Source organism: Streptomyces sp. NPDC029466 (assembly GCF_055574515.1).
Genome location: NZ_JBVHZH010000038.1, coordinates 55893 through 71653, shown reverse-complemented (window position 1 = coordinate 71653; position 15761 = coordinate 55893). Strand labels below are relative to the sequence as shown.

Below are 15761 nucleotides of genomic sequence, written 5' to 3'. Positions count from 1 at the left end.
CCGCCCGTCCGCCGGCCGCCACACCCCATCACGCTCGCCGCCCACAGGCCCCTCCAGCTATATCTGACGCACCGTCACATAGCTTGCGCGGGACATCGTGGTGCCTGGCGGACCATCAGGCAAGGGGCGGGGGTGGGCGTCCCGGGGGTCCCGGGACGGCCCCGGCCCGAGGCCCGACGTCAGCCGGACCCGGCCCCCGGCCCGCCTCTGAACCTCACGCCCCCGCCCAGAGCCCCTCCCCCGTCAGCCCCAGCAGCGAGATCGCGTTCCCCCGGACGATCCGCTCCACCACGTCCGGGGCCAGGTGCCCCATCTGGGACTCGCCGACCTCCCTCGACTTCGGCCAGGTCGAGTCCGAGTGGGGGTAGTCCGTCTCGTACAGCACGTTCCCCACGCCGATCGCGTCCAGGTTCCGCAGCCCGAAGGCGTCGTCGAAGAAACAGCCGTAGATGTGCTCGGTGAAGAGTTCGGACGGCGGGCGGCGGACCTTGTCGGCGACGCCGCCCCAGCCGCGGTTCTCCTCCCAGACCACATCCGCGCGCTCCAGGACATACGGGATCCAGCCGATCTGCCCCTCGGCGTACATGATCTTCAGGTCCGGGAAGCGGTCGAACTTCCCGCTCATCAGCCAGTCGACCATCGAGAAGCAGCAGTTGGCGAAGGTGATCGTCGAGCCGACGGCGGGCGGGGCGTCGGCGGAGGTCGAGGGCATCTTGCTGGACGAGCCGATGTGCATCGCGATGACCGTGCCGGTCTCGTCGCAGGCGCGCAGGAACGGGTCCCAGTAGTCGGTGTGGATGCTGGGCAGCCCCAGGTGGGGCGGGATTTCGCTGAAGCAGACGGCCCGGACCCCGCGGGCCGCGTTGCGCCGTACCTCCGCGGCGGCCAGTTCGGCGTCCCACAGGGGGATGAGCCCGAGCGGGATCAGCCGCCCCCGCGCCTGCGGGCCGCACCACTCCTCCACCATCCAGTCGTTGTAGGCACGCACTCCCAGCAGCCCCAGTTCACGGTCCTTGGCCTCCGTGAACGTCTGGCCGCAGAAACGGGGAAAGGTGGGGAAACAGAGCGCTGACTGGACATGATTGACATCCATGTCGGCCAATCGGTCGGGCACGCTGAAGGAGCCCGGCCGCATCTGCTCGTAGGTGATGCCTTCGAGTTTGATGTCGTCGCGCGCATAGCCGACGGCCGTGTCGAGGCGGGTCAGCGGACGGTGCAGATCTTCATATACCCACCAGTCGGCTATCGGCCCGTCGTCACCGACGGCACCCATCTTTGGAGCGAATTTTCCGCCCACGAAGCTCATTTCCTTCACCGGCGCCCGGACGATGCGCGGGCCGGTGTCCTGGTACTTCGACGGGAGCCGGTCCCGCCAGACGTTGGGGGGCTCCACCGTGTGGTCGTCCACCGAGATGATCTTCGGGAAGGTCTCCATGGCGATACGGTAGCGCCGATCTGACGATGCGTCAGCTAGTGCGAAGGCATACCGAACACCAGGGGGCGCACGGAAGCTTCAGCTCCGCGCCCCTGCCCTGCGCCGCCCCGCCTCCGTCACCGCTCGTCCGAGGAGGCTTTGTGGACGGTCCGGACCCCTACTGACGTAAGCAGCCGCGACAAGGCAGACTGGCCGTTGCACACAGCGAGGTAGTGCGCACAGCGTGAACAGATGCCACACACGGCAGGGGGGCACCATGGACGACGGTCCGGGGCGGGAGCGGCTCCGCTTCACCGTGCTCGGTCCCGTACGGGCCTGGCGCGGCGCAACATCGCTGGCAGCGGGCTCCCCGCAGCAGCGGGCGCTGCTCGCTGCGCTCTTGCTGCGCGGCGGACGCACCGCCACCGCGGCCGAACTCGTCGACGCCCTCTGGGGCGATGAGCCGCCGCATGCCGCGCTCGCCGCGCTGCGCACCTACGCCTCCCGGCTCCGCAAAGCCCTGGGTGACGACGCCGACACCCTGGTCAGCGAGTCCGGCGGCTATGCGATCCGCCCGGTGGACGGCCGCCCGCTGGACCTCGACCACGATCATGCCGAGCAGTACGCCGCCGAGGCGGAGAAGGCCCGGGCGGCCGGCGACCGCGGCCGCGCCCGTGAACTCCTCGACAAGGCGCTGGCGTTGTGGGACGGCGAACCGCTGGCCGGCCTCGCGGGCCCGTATGCCGACACCCAGCGCACCCGGCTCGACGAGTGGCGGCTGTCCCTCACGGAATCCCGCCTCGAACTGATACTGGAAGCCGGCTGCCACGCCGACGCGGTGTCCGAGCTGACCGCGCTCACCGCCGCCCACCCGCTGCGCGAGCGGCTGCGCGAACTGCTCATGCTCGCGCTGTACCGCAGCGGACGGCAGGCCGAGGCGCTCGCGGTGTACGCCGACACCCGCCGGCTGCTCGCGGACGAGCTGGGGGTCGATCCATGCGCCTCGCTCTCCGACCTCCAGCAGCGGATTCTGCGGGCGGACCCGGACCTGGACGCGCCCGCCGTCAGCTTCGACACCGACCCCACCGAACCCGCGGTGGTGCGCCCGCAACAACTCCCGGCCACGGTCGCCGACTTCACCGGCCGGGCCGCCTTCGTCACCGAGCTCGGGGACCAGCTCGCCACCGCCGAGGGCAGCGTGATGGCCGTCTCGGCCCTGACCGGCATCGGTGGCGTCGGCAAGACCACCCTCGCCGTGCATGTCGCCCACGCCGCCCGCGACCACTTCCCCGACGGACAGCTCTACGTCGACCTCCAGGGCGCCGGTCACAATCCCTCCGAACCGGTCGCGGTCCTCGGCGCCTTCCTGCGCGCCCTGGGTACGCCCGACGCCTCCATCCCCGATGGCCTGGAGGAGCGTTCGGCCCTCTTCCGCTCCATCCTGGCCGGCCGCCGGGTGCTGGCCCTCCTGGACAACGCCCGGGACGCCTCCCAGGTCCGGCCGCTGCTGCCCGGCACGGAGGGCTGCGCCGCCCTGATCACTAGCCGCGCCCGCATGATCGACCTGGCCGGTGCCCACCTCGTCGATCTGGACGTGATGAGTCCGGAAGAGGCGCTCGCGCTCTTCACCCGCATCGTCGGCGAGGAACGGGTCACCTCGGAACGGCAGGCCGCCATGGCCGTCGTCGGGGCCTGCGGCTTCCTCCCGCTGGCCATCCGTATCGCCGCCTCCCGGCTGGCCGCCCGCCGTACGTGGACGGTGTCCATCCTGGCCCGCAAGCTCGGCGACGAGCGCCGCCGCCTGGACGAACTGCGGGCCGGCGACCTCGCCGTGAAGGCCACCTTCGAGCTGGGCTACAAGCAGCTGGAGCCCGCGCAGGCCCGTGCCTTCAGGCTGCTGGGGCTGGCGGACGGCCCGGACATCTCGCTGGCCGCGGCCGCCGCCGTACTCGACATGGACGCCGAGGACACCGAGGAACTCCTCGAATCCCTCGTGGACAGCTCGCTCCTGGAGTCCGCCGCGCCGGGGCGCTACCGCTACCACGACCTGGTGCGGCTCTACGCGCGTGCGTGCGCCGAGCGGGATGAACACCCGCCGTCGGAACGGGACATGGCGGTCTCCCGGCTGCTGGACTTCTATCTGGCGACCGCCGCGCGCATGTACGCGCTCGAACGTCCGGGTGACCGTCTGATCGACCACATGGAGAGCACCAACTACCCGGGCCTCGTCTTCGCCGACCGGGCGGCGGCCCTGGAATGGCTGTTCAACGAGGCCGGATGCCTGCTCGCCTGTGCCCGGCAGTCCAGCAGCCCGGACACCCTGCGCCGGGCCGCCGACCTGCTGCTGCTCACCAAGGACCTGGCCGAATCCGGTGCCGACGCGCTCCAGTACGAGCAGGCCAACGTCACGCTGCTGACGGCTGCCCGGGAGGCCGGGGACCAGCACGCGGAAGCGCGTTTCCACCTGGCGCTCACCTACGTCCGCACGCTGTCGGGACGGCTGGACGAGGCCGATGAGAACGCCAAGTCCGCCATGCTGCTCGGCCTCGCCTCCGAGGACCCCTATGTCTCGTCGTCCGCCCCCAACGACCGCGGGATCATCGCCAACGCGCAGCACCGGCATGCCGACGCGGAGGGCTATCTGCGGCAGGCCCTGTCCGCTTTCCGCGACGACAAGAACCAGCAGGCCGAAGCCAGCGCCCTGTGCAACCTCTCCCGCGTCCATCTGGACACCGGGCGGGTGGACAGCGCCATCGAGCTGGCGGAAGAGGGGCTCTCGATATACCGCCGGCTGGGGGCCAAGCGCCGGCTCGCGAACGGTATGTACGCCCTCGCTCTCGCGTACACCCAGGCCATGCGCCTGGAAGAGGCGACCGAGCAGCTGAACGCCGCCCTGGCCATCTTCCGGGACAGCCGGCAGCGCTTCTGGGAAGGGATGACCAACTTCCGGCTCGCCGAGGTCGAGCTCGCCGCCCACCGGCCCGCCACCGCCGCCAACCATGCCGAACAGGCGCTGACCGCACTGCGCGGCATCGGTGGCGATTCCTGGCGCGCCACGGTCCTGACCACTCTGGGGCGCGCCCTGCACGCCCTCGGGCAGACCGGCCGCGCAAGGGTGTGCTGGCAGGAAGCACTGGCTACGTTCGAGCGCCTGGGTTCCTCCGACGGCACCGCTGTGCAGGCACTTCTCTCGCCCACCGTGGTCGCATAAGCGCGTTCAACCGGCGGTGGACTCCGACGTTTATCGATCGTTCATCGCGGCGGGCCACTCTTATCAACATCGATCCGCCGCCTCGGGGGGCAAGCGGCTCGGTGCCCAGGCCGCACAGTTATCGTGAGCGGCCATGCTACGCCCGTCCGGCGACCCACGGGGGAGTCGCCGGCCGGGTGACCAAGCAGTAAGCGCCCACACAGGAGTTGATCCAAGTGAACGCCGACAACAAGGCCGCCGTCCCAGGTGAGCGGGACATCATCCGGCCCATGGACAACCACCAGCCCATCAGCGGGGCCGGCGTCAGCACGCAGGTGAAGAAGTCCGAAGACCGGGATGTCCTCAAGCCCATGGACAACCACCAGCCCATCAGCGGGGCCGGTGTCGCCACCCAGGTGAAGAAGTCCGAAGACCGGGACATTCTCAAGCCCATGGACAACCACCAGCCGATCGCCACGCCCCTGGCGGACGACAATCACCAGCCCACTCCGGGGAACGGCGTTTCCCAGAAGGACTGACGCCCGTTCACTATGACTCCGAGTGAGGGCCCGTTAAACCAACGGGGGGGTATTCGGGGGATCGCAGGGGCCGGTTTCGATGGCGCGGAGGGGATGCCATCAAAAACCGGTCCCTGCGGCGTTTTTGTCTTCCGTGACAGAACTGGCGATATTTCTCGCATTTCCATGATGATCGAACATCTGCCGGCAATTACCGCTAGCGTGTTTCGGGAACATCAACCTTCCCCCTTCTCCAAGGAGTTGGAATGACCCACACAAAGAAGGTCTTTATCGTCGCCGGTATCGCACTGGCCGCACTGGGCGTCGCTACGCTGCCCGCCACGGCCGACAACCACATACCCAGCCCGCCGCACTCCCTCGCGGCCCAGGCCGACCACCCCACGGCGATAACGCTGGCGGCCCCGCTGTCGCCGCTGGACAACCACATGCCCTGATCGGGCCACGGAGCACACCCGGCATATCGCACAGGGCCTTGGCCACTGGCGCTCGATGCGAGGCGTGACACGGAGCGGGGGCCGGGCTGACGCTCGGGCCCCGTTGTCCTTTATTTCCCCTGGGCCGGCGCGTGACGGATCAGTCGTCGCCGCCAACGCCCTCTCCTGACACGTATCTGACGTTTCGTCAGTTCTGGTGCTACAGTGCCGCGGCACTCATCTGCCCTGCCAGCAGCCAGGAGGCGCCCCATGTTCGACCCCGCCCGCATACGAACGCTCTGGGAACTGGTCGAGTACCGCGCGCGGGTGTCGTGCGGGAAGCCGATGTTCTTCGACGGGGACGGGCGGGCGGTCACCTTCGACGGCGTGCGGGATGAGGCGCTGCGGGTGGCGGCAGGGTTGCGGGAGGCGGGGGTCGGGGCCGGGACGCGGGTGGCGTGGCAGTTGCCGTCGCGGGTCGGGACGGTGATCGTGTCGTTGGCGCTGGCCAGGCTGGGGGCCGTGCAGACGCCCGTGATTCCGCTGCACCGGGAGCGGGAAGTCGGATTCATCCTGGGGGAGTCGGCGGCGGAGTTCGTGCTCGTACCGGGTGTGTGGCGGGGGTTCGACCACACCGCGATGGTCCGGAAGCTCGCCGGGGACGGGGTGCGGGTGCTTCCGGTCGGGGCCGGGCTGCCGACGGCGGACCCGGCCGGGCTGCCCGCCGCGCCGTCCGGCGGGGACGGGGCCACCACCTGGATCTACTACACCTCCGGCACCACCTCCGCTCCCAAAGGGGTGGAGCACACCGATGCGTCCCTCATCGCCGGTGGCGTCGGGCTGGCCACCGCGCTCGGCATGACCGCGGACGACATCGGCTCGATCGCCTTTCCGTACGCGCATATCGCCGGTCCGGACTATGTCATCGCCATGCTGGCCAGCGGCTTTCCGGCGGTCATCCTGGAGACCTTCGAGCCGGGCCGGGCGGCCGCGGTCTACCGGCGGCACGGGGTCACCATGGCGGGCGGCAGCACCGCGTTCTACCAGGCGTTCCTGGACGAGTCGCGCCGCTACCGGCAGCGGTTGCCGCACGCGGGGCGGCTGATTCCGTCGCTGCGGCTGCTGTCCGGTGGCGGGGCGCCGATGCCACCGGAGCTGTACGCGGCGGCGGGGCGGGAGCTGGAGTGCGCGATCGTGCACGGATACGGGATGACCGAGTGCCCGATGATCGCGATGGGGACGCCGTACGACAGCGACGAGCAGCTCGCGCGGACGGTCGGCCGGCCGGTGGTGGGCGCGCGGGTGCGGATCGTCCGGCCGGACGGGTCCGAGGCCGGGGCCGGGGAGAGCGGTGAGGTGACGGTCGAGGGCCCGATGCTGTTCCGGCGCTACACCGATCCGGCGCTGACCGCGGAGGCATTCACCGCCGACGGCTCCTTCCGCACCGGTGACCTGGGGTATCTGCGCCCCGACGGCCATCTGGTGCTGACCGGGCGGCTCAAGGACATCATCATCCGCAAGGGCGAGAACCTCTCCGCGCAGGAGATCGAGGAGCTGGTGCGCACCCATCCGGCGGTGGCGGAGGCCGCGGTGATCGGGCTGCCGGACCGGGAGCGCGGCGAGCGGGTGTGCGCGGTGGTCACGCCGGCCGATCCGACCGCCCCGCCGCTGACCCTGGACGCGCTGACCGCGCATCTGCGGGCGGCCGGGCTGATGACACAGAAGCTGCCGGAGCAACTGGAGACCGTCGGCGAACTGCCGCGCGGCGGACCGCTGAACAAGGTGCTCAAGACGGTGCTGCGGGAGCGGTATACGAAGACGCAGTAGGAGCACGGCCCGGATACGCCGGACACGGGCCCGACCGCCAGGAACAGCGTCCCGGAATGCGTTGCTGCCGGATGCCGCTGCCCGGGGTCAGGAGGCCCGGGTGTGGTGGTCCAGCAAGCGGGTGAGCAGCTGCACGAGCTGGTCGCGTTCGGCCGGACTCAGCGGCGCGAGCAGTTCGTCGTGGAGGTCGTCCAGGACCTTGTCGAGGCGGGGCAGGCGACGGCGGCCCCGGGCGGAGATCGTGATGATGTTGCGGCGCCGGTCGTCGGGGTCCGGCACCCGCTCGACGAGGCCGTGCTCGGCCAGTTCGTTGAGCACACCGACCATGTCGCTGCGGTAGATGCCGGTGCGCCGGCTCAGCGTCGCCTGACTGCCCGGCCCGTACTCCACCAGCGAGGCGAGCACGGCGTAGTGCCACTGGCGGGCGTCGACCCGGGCCAGCCCCTCATTGATCAGCCGGTCCGACCGCGCGGTCAGCTGCGACAGCAGCCGGCTCGCCCGTCGGCGCAGCCTGGCGGGCGTCCGGCGCGCTCCGTCGTCGGACCGGTCCGCGGCTTCGGCTCTGGTCATGACGCCCATCCTAGTCATTGCGTTAGTCCCACTAACGATGTAGCGTCCTCACGCCGAAAACGTTAGTGCAGTAAACGTTTATGCGGTGTACTCCACGGAAGGAAGCTCCGCTATTCACGCCACGATGTTGCAGATTCCCACCATGGACGGCCAGGCCGACGCCTTCGCCGCCTTTCCCGACGACGGCGAGCGGCACCCAGGGGTGCTGATGTACGCGGACGGCTTCGGCATCCGGCCCGTGGTCACGGAGATGGCCCGCGAACTGGCCGGGCACGGGTACTACGTGCTCGTGCCCAACTTCTTCTACCGGCACGGCCCGGCACCGGTGATCGAACTTCCCGAGCACATCGGAGAAGAGGTCAGGCCCGCGGTCTTCGCCCAGCTGATGCCCCTGATCGAGGCGCACACCGCCGAACGTGCGCTGCGCGACGCCGACGCCTACCTCCGGTTCCTCACCACCCGGCCCGAGGTCAGCACCGGCCCGGTCGCGGTGACCGGCTACTGCATAGGCGGCCTCCTGGCGATGCGGACCGCCGCGGCCCACCCCGGCCAGGTGGCCGCCGTCGCCGGATTCCACGGTCCCGTGGGCGCCGACGGGCCGGACAGCCTCTCCAAGATCACCGCCCAGGTCCACCTCGGCCACGCCTCATCCGACCTGACGCCCGAGGCCCTCGGCGAGCTCAACCAGGCCCTGGACGCGGCGGGTGTCGACCACACCTCCGAGATCTACCCCGGCACCGTCCACGGCTTCACCATGTCCGACACCGACGCCTTCGACCCCGCCGCACTGCGCCTGCACTGGGACCGCCTGCTCCCCCTCCTCGGCCGCACCCTGGCCGACGGCTGAGACACCGGCCCACGTCACCACCAGCGCCCCTGAGCCCGTCCCTGCTCCGCCGGACAGCCCCCGGCCGGAGCAGGGCCGCGGTGTGGCGATGAGTTCCGGGGCCCGGTGGAGTCTTCACTGGGAGCGGCAGCGCGTGCGGGCGGGCCGCACCGTGGCGGCCCGGCAGCACGCACCGGCAGGACGGAAGGACCCGGACGATGACCGAGACGATCGACTTCGCGGCGCAGGCCCGGCTGGTGTCGCAGCTCGCGGCCCGGACCGCGGATGACCAGCTCGAAGGCCCCACGCCCTGCGAGGCGTACGCGGTGCGCCATCTGCTGGGGCACCTCGTCGGCCTGACCGCGGCCTTCCGGGAGGCGGCGCGCAAGAACCTCGGGGTGATGACGAACACCGCCCCTGGTGCGTCGGTGCCCGATGTGGAGTCCGGCTGGCGCGCCGAGCTGGACCGGAATCTGGTGGAGATGAGGGATGCCTGGCACGCGCCGGATGCCTGGGAGGGCGAGACCCAGGCGGGCGGAGTGACGCTGCCCGCGGCCATCGCGGGGCGGGTCGCGCTCAACGAGCTGGTGCTGCACGGCTGGGACCTGGCGCGTGCCACCGGTCAGGAGTACGCGCCCGACACGGCGAGCCTCGGGGTCTCGTATGCGCTGCTGGCGCCCTCGGCCGAGGGCGGGGAACGCGGGCCGTTCGGGCCGCCGGTGGCGGTGGCGGCGGACGCCCCGCTCCTCGACCAGGTGGTGGCGCTCAGCGGCCGGCGGCCCGACTGGACGCCCCCGGCGTCGTAGCCGGGGTCCCCGGGCGGCCGCCGGGCGACCCGGTCACCCGGCGGGCGCGGGCCCCGGGGCGCCCTCCCGCAGCCGGGTCTTGAGGATCTTGCCGCTGGCGTTGCGCGGGAGGGCGGGGACGAAGGTGACCTCCCGCGGGACCTTGTAGTTGGCCATCTCGCGGCGGGACCAGGCGATCAGATCGTCGGCGGTCAGCAGGGAGCCGGCCCGGCGGACCGCATAGGCCCTGCCCACCTCGCCGAGGCGGGGATCGGGTATGCCGACCACGGCGACCTCGGCGATGTCCGGGTGGCGGCCGAGGAGTTGCTCTATCTCGGCCGGATAGGCGTTGAAGCCGCCGACGATGAACATGTCCTTGATGCGGTCGGTGATCCGGAGGTTGCCGTCCGCGTCGAGCACGCCCACGTCGCCGGTGCGCAGCCAGCCGTCGGGGGTGATCGCGCGGGCGGTGCCGGCCGGGTCCTCGAAGTAGCCGGACATCACGTGGTAGCCGCGGACCAGCACCTCGCCGGGCTCGCCGGGCGGTACCGGGCGGTCCGCGGCATCGACGATCCGGACCTCGGTGCCGGGGAGCGCCCGGCCGGAGGTCGCGGCGATCACCTCGGGCGGATCGCCGCGGCGGCACATCGTGACGACGCCGGAGCTCTCCGAAAGGCCGTAGGCGGTCAGCACGGTGGAGATCTTCAGCTCGTTGCGCAGCCGCTCGACCAGCTCCAGGGGGACCACGGCGGCGCCGGTGACCACCAGGCGCAGCGCGGAGAGGTCGTGCCGGCCGCGGTCGGGGTGATCGAGAAGCTGCTGATGGAGGGTGGGCGGGCCCGGGAGGACGGAGATCCGTTCGGCGGCGATCTTGGCGAGCGCGGTCTCCACGCTGAAGACCGGCTGCGGGATCATCGTCGCGCCGCGCAGCAGACAGGCGATGATCCCGGCCTTGTAGCCGAAGGTGTGGAAGAACGGGTTGATGATCAGGTAGCGGTCGCCCTCCCGGAGGCCGGCCAGTTCGCTCCAGACGTCATAGGCGCGCAGGGTCTGGGCATGGGTGATCACGGCGCCCTTGGGGCGGCCGGTGGTGCCGGAGGTGAAGACGATGTCCGAGGGGGCATCGGAGCACAGGGCGTCGGCCCGGCGGCGGACGGTCTCCGGCGGCACCGTGGCGCCGTCGGCGAGGAACTCCTGCCAGGTGGTGAAGTCGGCGGGCGCGTCGTCGGAGAGCACCACGACCTTCTCCAGCCGCGGGAGTCCGGGCAGCGGGCCGGGGCCGGTGCCTTCCCGGGCGGCACGGCGGAGTGCGGCGAGGTAGGACGTGCCGAGGAAGGTGCCGGTGATGAAGAGGACTCTGGCGCGGGTGCGGCGCAGGACGTAGGCGGCCTCGGTGCCCTTGAAGCGGGTGTTGACGGGGACGAGGACCGCGCCGGCGCTGACGGCCCCTAGGGCGGAGACGATCCAGTCGAGGGTGTTGGGCGCCCATACGGCCACCCGGTCGCCGGGCGCGACCCCGGAGGCGATACAGGCGGCCGCCGCCCGCTCCACCCGCTCGCCCAGCTCGGCGTACGAAACCCGGGTACGGCCCTCGACCACGGCCTCCCGGGAGCCGTACCGCCGGGCGGCCGCGCGCACCAGACGGGGGATGACGCCGTACTCCAGGTCCGCCCGCGCATCCACCTCGTCGTGCATCGCACTGCCTCCCGCCGAAGAGCCGTACGCCACTAGCTGACTGACCGTCAGATTAGCGGTAGCCTCCTCCGCTGTCAGCACTGGCGACCGACCACGGAGGTGGCGATGGGGGCGACCCTCAAGGACGCTACGGCGATAGCCGGTATCGGACAGACCCCGTTCGCCCGGCAACTCCCGGAATCCGAGAAGACCCTGGCCTGCCGGGCGATCATCGCGGCGCTGGACGACGCCGGAATCGCCCCCTCGGAGGTGGACGCCTTCGCCTCCTACACCATGGAGGAGACCGACGAGGTCGAGATAGCCAAGGCCATCGGCGCCGGGGACCTCACCCACTTCTCCAAGGTCGGCTTCGGCGGCGGGGGTTCCTGCGCGACGGTGGCACATCTGGCCGCCGCCATCGCCACCGGCCAGGCGAGCGTCGGCGTCGCCTGGCGGTCCCGCAAACGCGGCTCGGGACCGCGCCCCTGGAAGAACACCCAGGTCCAGCTGCCCACCCCGGGACAGTGGACCCGCCCCTTCGGACTGCTGCGCCCCGCCGACGAGATCGGCATGCTGGCCCGCCGCTATATGCACGAATACGGCGCCACCCGCGACCACCTCTTCAATGTCGCGCTCGCCTGCCGCAACCGGGCCAACCAGAACCCGGCCGCGATCATGTACGAACGCCCGCTGACCCGCGAGATGTATATGACCGCCCGCTGGATCAGCGAGCCGCTCTGCCTGTTCGACAACTGCCTGGAGACCGACGGCGCGCTGGCCTGTGTCGTGGTCTCCGCCGAGCGCGCCCGCGACTGCCGGCAGCGGCCGGTCTACGTCCACTCCGCCGCCCAGGGCCTGCCCGCCCAGCACCACGGCATGGTCAACTACTGGACCGACGACCCGCTCACCGGCCCGGCCTGGACGGCCGCCCGGCACCTGTGGAAAGGCGCCGACCTCGGACCGCAGGACGTCGACGTGGCACAGATCTATGACGCCTTCACCCCCCTGATCCCCCTCTCGCTGGAGGGCTACGGCTTCTGCGGACGTGGTGAGGGCGCGGCCTTCACCGAGGGCGGCGCACTGGAGATCGGCGGCCGGCTCCCGCTCAACACCGGCGGCGGCGGTCTCTCCGAGGCGTATGTGCACGGTTTCAACCTGATCAATGAAGGCGTCAAGCAGCTGCGCGGCACCAGCACCGCGCAGGTCCCCGACGCCGCCACCTGTCTGGTCACCGCGGGCGAGGGCGTGCCCACCTCGGCCCTGCTGCTGAGGAGTTGATACGCCATGAGCCCTCGTGATGCCGCACCCGAGTCCGTGCGGGAAAGCGTGCGGGAGCCCGTTCGCGAGCCAGGCGGTGAGTCCGTGCGGGAGTCCATTCGTGAGTCCGTTCGTGATGCCATGACACCGAGCGTGGCACCCGCCACTGACAATCGCTCCGGCAGCGGCGCCGACCTGCTGCTTCCCGTCCCGGACGATGACGGCGCGCCCTTCTGGGAGTATGCCGCCCGGGGCGAGCTGCGCATCCAGACCTGCGCCGACTGCGACGCCCTGCGCTTCCCGCCCCGGCCCTGCTGCCCGCACTGCCGGTCCTTCTCCGCCCGCTGGCAGCGGATGAGCGGCCGCGGCCGTATCTGGTCCTTCGTCCTGCCACATCCGCCGCTGCTGCCCGCGTACGCCGGACAGCCGGGCTACAACGCGATCGTGGTGGAACTGGCCGAGGCCCCGGGCATCCGCCTCGTCGGCAACCTCGTCACCGCCGCCGACGCCCCGCTCAACTCCGTCGACCCGGCCCGGCTGCGCATCGGTGCCCCGGTGAAGGCCGTCTTCCACACCATGCCGGGAGGCGTGACCGTACCCCGCTGGCTCCTGGAGCGGCCATGACGGTTCGCGTGGAGAGCGCGGACGGGGTCGCGCTGGTCACCCTCGACCGCCCCGAGCGGCACAACGCCATCGACCTCGCCACGTCATCCGAACTCATCAGCATCTGGCGGGAGTTGCGCTTCGACGACTCCGTACGGGCCGCCGTGCTCACCGGCGCCGGCGGCCGGGCCTTCTGCACCGGCATCGACCGCTCCGTCGATGTCCCCCAGCCGTCCTCCCCGTACTCCGTCGACGATCCGCTGCTCCATATCGGCCCGAAGGCCAACGATCTGTGGAAGCCGGTCATCGCCGCCGTCGAGGGCATGGCCTGCGGCGGCGCGTTCTACCTCCTGGGCGAGGCCGAGTTCCTGATCGCCGCCGAGAACGCCACCTTCTTCGACCCGCACACCACCTACGGGATGGTCAGCGCGTACGAGGCGGTCTTCATGGCGCAGCGGATGCCCTACGGGGAGGCCGCCCGGCTGGCCCTGATGGGGACGGCGGAGCGGCTGGGCGCCTCCCGGGCGTACGAGGTCGGGCTGGTCTCCGAACTGACCGCACCCGGCGCCGCGGCCGAGGTGGCGCTGCGCCGCGCGGCGGTGCTCGCCGCCCAGCCGACCGGGGCGGTCCAGGGCACGGTACGCGCCCTGTGGGCGGCCAAGGAGGCGGCCAGATCGCAGGCCCTGGCGCACGCCCCCCAGTTGATCGCGCTGGGCAATCTGCCGCCGGACCGCCAGGCCGGACTGTTCGCCGACCGGAAGCGGCGCGACGGCCGGCCCGGCGACCGGGACGGGAGGCAGGACGGCGGGCAGGACAGCGGCCGGAGCGGTCACCCCTTGGTCAGGTGACCCCCACCTACGGGTCCGGTGCGTCACATACGGGTCTTGTGCGCCCGGGTGATCTCGCAGGTGAACCAGAACTGCCCGATGGAGGACTGATTGACGGTGTACTTGGCGGTGTACGTCTCGGTGTCGCCGGGGCCGACGGTGATCGAGCGCTCGTGCAGCCCGTACGCCTTGCCGTCGGCCGGCTTCGCCTTCATCCAGTTGACGGCCATGTCGTAGGAGAAGGAATCGTTCATCGACGGGTTGGTGATGGAGACCGTGTAGGTGAACTGGCGCAGCGAATCGGAGAAGTCGCAGTTGCTGCCCCTGACATCCGACCGCCCGTCCGGGTCGTAGGTCTCCTGGGTCGGCGAGGGCGAGTAGGTGGGCTCGTACGCCGGGGACGCGGACGCGTCGTACGAGCTGGAGTACGTGGGGCTCGGGAAGGAGACCGGCACCTTCACCCGGGGCCGGCCGAAGGCGCAGCCGCTCACCGTCGCCACCGTCACCAGCGCCAGCCCGGCCGCGACCGCTGCCCTGATACCCGTACGGGCGCCCCCGCGGATGCCCGTGCTCCTGCGCATGCGCTGCTTCATTCTGCCCATCCCCCGTGAAAACTCTGAGCTCATCACTCTTCAATTGACGCGTGCACGGCACCCTAGCAAGCGCGGGTGACACCCCTTACGGGCCCCGGCAACGCGGGCGGGCGTATGTGGCTCGCGAGTACCAGGGCGCAGGCGTAGCGTCGGTCCCGGAGGATGACCGGTACGACCCGAAGCGAGGCGACGCCCGTGGTGCGCAACGTTCTCGGGTCGCTGATCGCCCTCGCCGGAGCGGCGGCCGCCGTCTGGAGCCCCTTCCGTCCCTGGTACGACGGCCGTCACGGCAGTGACGTGCGCATCGAGGACCTCTTCAACGGGGTCACCCGCAACAGCGCCGCACTCTTCGGTTCCGTGCTCCTCCCCATGGCGTTCGCCGCCCTGCTGACCCTGATCGGGGTCGCTATGCGCTCCCGGGGGCTGGTCGCCCTCGCGGGCCTGGTGGTGCTGGGGTTCACCATTCTGTGGATGGTTCGCCAGGGCCAGGCCGCGAGCGAACTGACGGCCGGCGCCCGGGGCCTGGGGGTGGGCGTCGCCAACGCCCTGGGCGGCGGCGCGCTGCTGCTGCTCGGCGCCCTGATCATGCGGGGCCGCCCCCGACGGGTCTACGGCTCGGACTACGACGACCGGCCGTACGACGACGGCCACTACGGCCGCTATCCGCACGACGAGCGCTACGACGAGCGCACGCCCTACGACCCGTACACGCCCTATCCCCCGGGGACGCCCGAACCATGGGACGCGGGCCGCCCCGGTGCCGAGGAGTGGAATCCGGAGCCGTACCCGACCGGCCCCACCCCCGCCGCCGGACCCCCAACCGGTCCCGGCGGACCCGGAGGCGGCCCGTACGGGCAGGGGCAGGACACCCCCACCACGCCCCTGCCGGTCACCCCGCCCCCACCGCCGCCGCCCCCGCAGCAACAGCAACAGCAACAGCAACAGTGGACGCAAGCGCAACCGCAGCAACCGCCCCCGCAGCCACAACAACAGCGGCCTCCGCCCCCGCCTCCACCGCCGACCCGGCCCGGCCATCGCCAGCCGCCCACACCACCGGTCGAGTGGGGCAGGGAGCAACGTCCGCCGCGCCCCACCCGGGCCGAACAGCCCGAGCCCCCCGAACGGCGTGAACGCCCCCCGGAGGAACGGGAGTAGACCCACGGGCAGATACGGGGCGACGACCGGCCCGACACCTGGGCGACGGCCCGTCCCCTACGGGTAGCGCACGCGGCCCAGCCCCTAC

Annotated in this window: 14 protein-coding genes; 10 read left to right on the top strand and 4 right to left on the bottom strand. The window is 71.4% G+C overall.

Annotation, left to right across the window (positions count from 1 at the left end):
* Positions 1-214 precede the first annotated feature (214 nt).
* A complete protein-coding gene (locus ACZ4XD_RS26480; protein ID WP_468046056.1) occupies positions 215-1435 on the bottom strand; it encodes an amidohydrolase family protein in 1221 nt (406 codons plus the stop codon).
* A gap of 256 nt (positions 1436-1691) precedes the next feature.
* Here ACZ4XD_RS26480 and afsR point away from each other — a divergent pair, with 256 nt between their 5' ends.
* The 4 genes from afsR (at position 1692) to ACZ4XD_RS26460 (ending at position 7383) form a co-directional block, all read left to right on the top strand.
* Positions 1692-4625, top strand: coding sequence for an SARP-family global regulator AfsR (gene afsR, locus ACZ4XD_RS26475; protein WP_468046054.1), 2934 nt, complete (start codon positions 1692-1694; stop codon positions 4623-4625).
* A gap of 215 nt (positions 4626-4840) precedes the next feature.
* The gene (locus ACZ4XD_RS26470) at positions 4841-5143 is read left to right on the top strand and encodes a hypothetical protein (RefSeq protein WP_387245809.1); all 303 of its coding nucleotides are present in this window, start codon (positions 4841-4843) and stop codon (positions 5141-5143) included.
* A gap of 245 nt (positions 5144-5388) precedes the next feature.
* Positions 5389-5577, top strand: a complete 189-nt coding sequence (locus tag ACZ4XD_RS26465; RefSeq protein ID WP_468046052.1) for a hypothetical protein — start codon at positions 5389-5391, stop codon at positions 5575-5577.
* Positions 5578-5826: 249 nt separating this feature from the next.
* Positions 5827-7383 (top strand): class I adenylate-forming enzyme family protein, encoded by a 1557-nt coding sequence (locus ACZ4XD_RS26460; RefSeq protein WP_468046050.1) that lies wholly within the window; start codon positions 5827-5829, stop codon positions 7381-7383.
* An 87-nt stretch (positions 7384-7470) separates the two neighbouring features.
* Here the strand turns inward: ACZ4XD_RS26460 and ACZ4XD_RS26455 are convergent, their stop codons facing one another.
* Positions 7471-7953, bottom strand: coding sequence for a MarR family winged helix-turn-helix transcriptional regulator (locus tag ACZ4XD_RS26455; RefSeq protein WP_468046048.1), 483 nt, complete (start codon positions 7951-7953; stop codon positions 7471-7473).
* A gap of 124 nt (positions 7954-8077) precedes the next feature.
* Between ACZ4XD_RS26455 and ACZ4XD_RS26450 the strand changes: the two genes are divergently transcribed.
* Together ACZ4XD_RS26450 and ACZ4XD_RS26445 are read left to right on the top strand one after the other, a co-directional pair.
* Positions 8078-8800 carry a dienelactone hydrolase family protein gene (locus ACZ4XD_RS26450; RefSeq protein ID WP_468046046.1) on the top strand — a complete coding sequence of 241 codons (723 nt, stop codon included), beginning with the start codon at positions 8078-8080 and terminating at the stop codon, positions 8798-8800.
* Between the two features lie 197 nt (positions 8801-8997).
* Positions 8998-9585: a TIGR03086 family metal-binding protein gene (locus tag ACZ4XD_RS26445; protein ID WP_468046044.1), complete on the top strand. Its 588-nt coding sequence runs from the start codon at positions 8998-9000 to the stop codon at positions 9583-9585.
* Positions 9586-9618: 33 nt separating this feature from the next.
* Here the strand turns inward: ACZ4XD_RS26445 and ACZ4XD_RS26440 are convergent, their stop codons facing one another.
* Positions 9619-11259, bottom strand: coding sequence for a FadD3 family acyl-CoA ligase (locus ACZ4XD_RS26440; RefSeq protein WP_468046042.1), 1641 nt, complete (start codon positions 11257-11259; stop codon positions 9619-9621).
* Between the two features lie 105 nt (positions 11260-11364).
* Here ACZ4XD_RS26440 and ACZ4XD_RS26435 point away from each other — a divergent pair, with 105 nt between their 5' ends.
* From ACZ4XD_RS26435 to ACZ4XD_RS26425, 3 genes are all read left to right on the top strand, one after another.
* The gene (locus ACZ4XD_RS26435) at positions 11365-12516 is read left to right on the top strand and encodes a lipid-transfer protein (protein ID WP_468046040.1); all 1152 of its coding nucleotides are present in this window, start codon (positions 11365-11367) and stop codon (positions 12514-12516) included.
* Between the two features lie 120 nt (positions 12517-12636).
* Positions 12637-13119, top strand: coding sequence for a Zn-ribbon domain-containing OB-fold protein (locus tag ACZ4XD_RS26430; protein ID WP_468046038.1), 483 nt, complete (start codon positions 12637-12639; stop codon positions 13117-13119).
* Positions 13116-13946, top strand: a complete 831-nt coding sequence (locus tag ACZ4XD_RS26425) for an enoyl-CoA hydratase/isomerase family protein (protein ID WP_468046036.1) — start codon at positions 13116-13118, stop codon at positions 13944-13946. Before ACZ4XD_RS26430 ends, ACZ4XD_RS26425 begins: the two co-directional genes overlap by 4 nt.
* Before the next feature lie 23 nt (positions 13947-13969).
* Here the strand turns inward: ACZ4XD_RS26425 and ACZ4XD_RS26420 are convergent, their stop codons facing one another.
* Positions 13970-14506 (bottom strand): hypothetical protein, encoded by a 537-nt coding sequence (locus ACZ4XD_RS26420; RefSeq protein WP_245698595.1) that lies wholly within the window; start codon positions 14504-14506, stop codon positions 13970-13972.
* Positions 14507-14713: 207 nt separating this feature from the next.
* On the opposite strand from ACZ4XD_RS26420, the gene ACZ4XD_RS26415 reads away from it, so the two are divergent.
* Positions 14714-15673: a hypothetical protein gene (locus ACZ4XD_RS26415; RefSeq protein ID WP_468046034.1), complete on the top strand. Its 960-nt coding sequence runs from the start codon at positions 14714-14716 to the stop codon at positions 15671-15673.
* Positions 15674-15761: the final 88 nt, after the last annotated feature.

What these genes read in the sequence shown, in the direction of transcription:
- ACZ4XD_RS26480 (WP_468046056.1), bottom strand. Translation starts at nt 1,435, where the DNA reads ATGGAGACCTTCCCGAAGATCATCTCGGTGGACGACCACACGGTGGAG.
- afsR (WP_468046054.1), top strand. Translation starts at nt 1,692, where the DNA reads ATGGACGACGGTCCGGGGCGGGAGCGGCTCCGCTTCACCGTGCTCGGT.
- ACZ4XD_RS26465 (WP_468046052.1), top strand. Translation starts at nt 5,389, where the DNA reads ATGACCCACACAAAGAAGGTCTTTATCGTCGCCGGTATCGCACTGGCC.
- ACZ4XD_RS26460 (WP_468046050.1), top strand. Translation starts at nt 5,827, where the DNA reads ATGTTCGACCCCGCCCGCATACGAACGCTCTGGGAACTGGTCGAGTAC.
- ACZ4XD_RS26455 (WP_468046048.1), bottom strand. Translation starts at nt 7,953, where the DNA reads ATGACCAGAGCCGAAGCCGCGGACCGGTCCGACGACGGAGCGCGCCGG.
- ACZ4XD_RS26450 (WP_468046046.1), top strand. Translation starts at nt 8,078, where the DNA reads ATGTTGCAGATTCCCACCATGGACGGCCAGGCCGACGCCTTCGCCGCC.
- ACZ4XD_RS26445 (WP_468046044.1), top strand. Translation starts at nt 8,998, where the DNA reads ATGACCGAGACGATCGACTTCGCGGCGCAGGCCCGGCTGGTGTCGCAG.
- ACZ4XD_RS26440 (WP_468046042.1), bottom strand. Translation starts at nt 11,259, where the DNA reads ATGCACGACGAGGTGGATGCGCGGGCGGACCTGGAGTACGGCGTCATC.
- ACZ4XD_RS26435 (WP_468046040.1), top strand. Translation starts at nt 11,365, where the DNA reads ATGGGGGCGACCCTCAAGGACGCTACGGCGATAGCCGGTATCGGACAG.
- ACZ4XD_RS26430 (WP_468046038.1), top strand. Translation starts at nt 12,637, where the DNA reads ATGACACCGAGCGTGGCACCCGCCACTGACAATCGCTCCGGCAGCGGC.
- ACZ4XD_RS26425 (WP_468046036.1), top strand. Translation starts at nt 13,116, where the DNA reads ATGACGGTTCGCGTGGAGAGCGCGGACGGGGTCGCGCTGGTCACCCTC.
- ACZ4XD_RS26420 (WP_245698595.1), bottom strand. Translation starts at nt 14,506, where the DNA reads ATGCGCAGGAGCACGGGCATCCGCGGGGGCGCCCGTACGGGTATCAGG.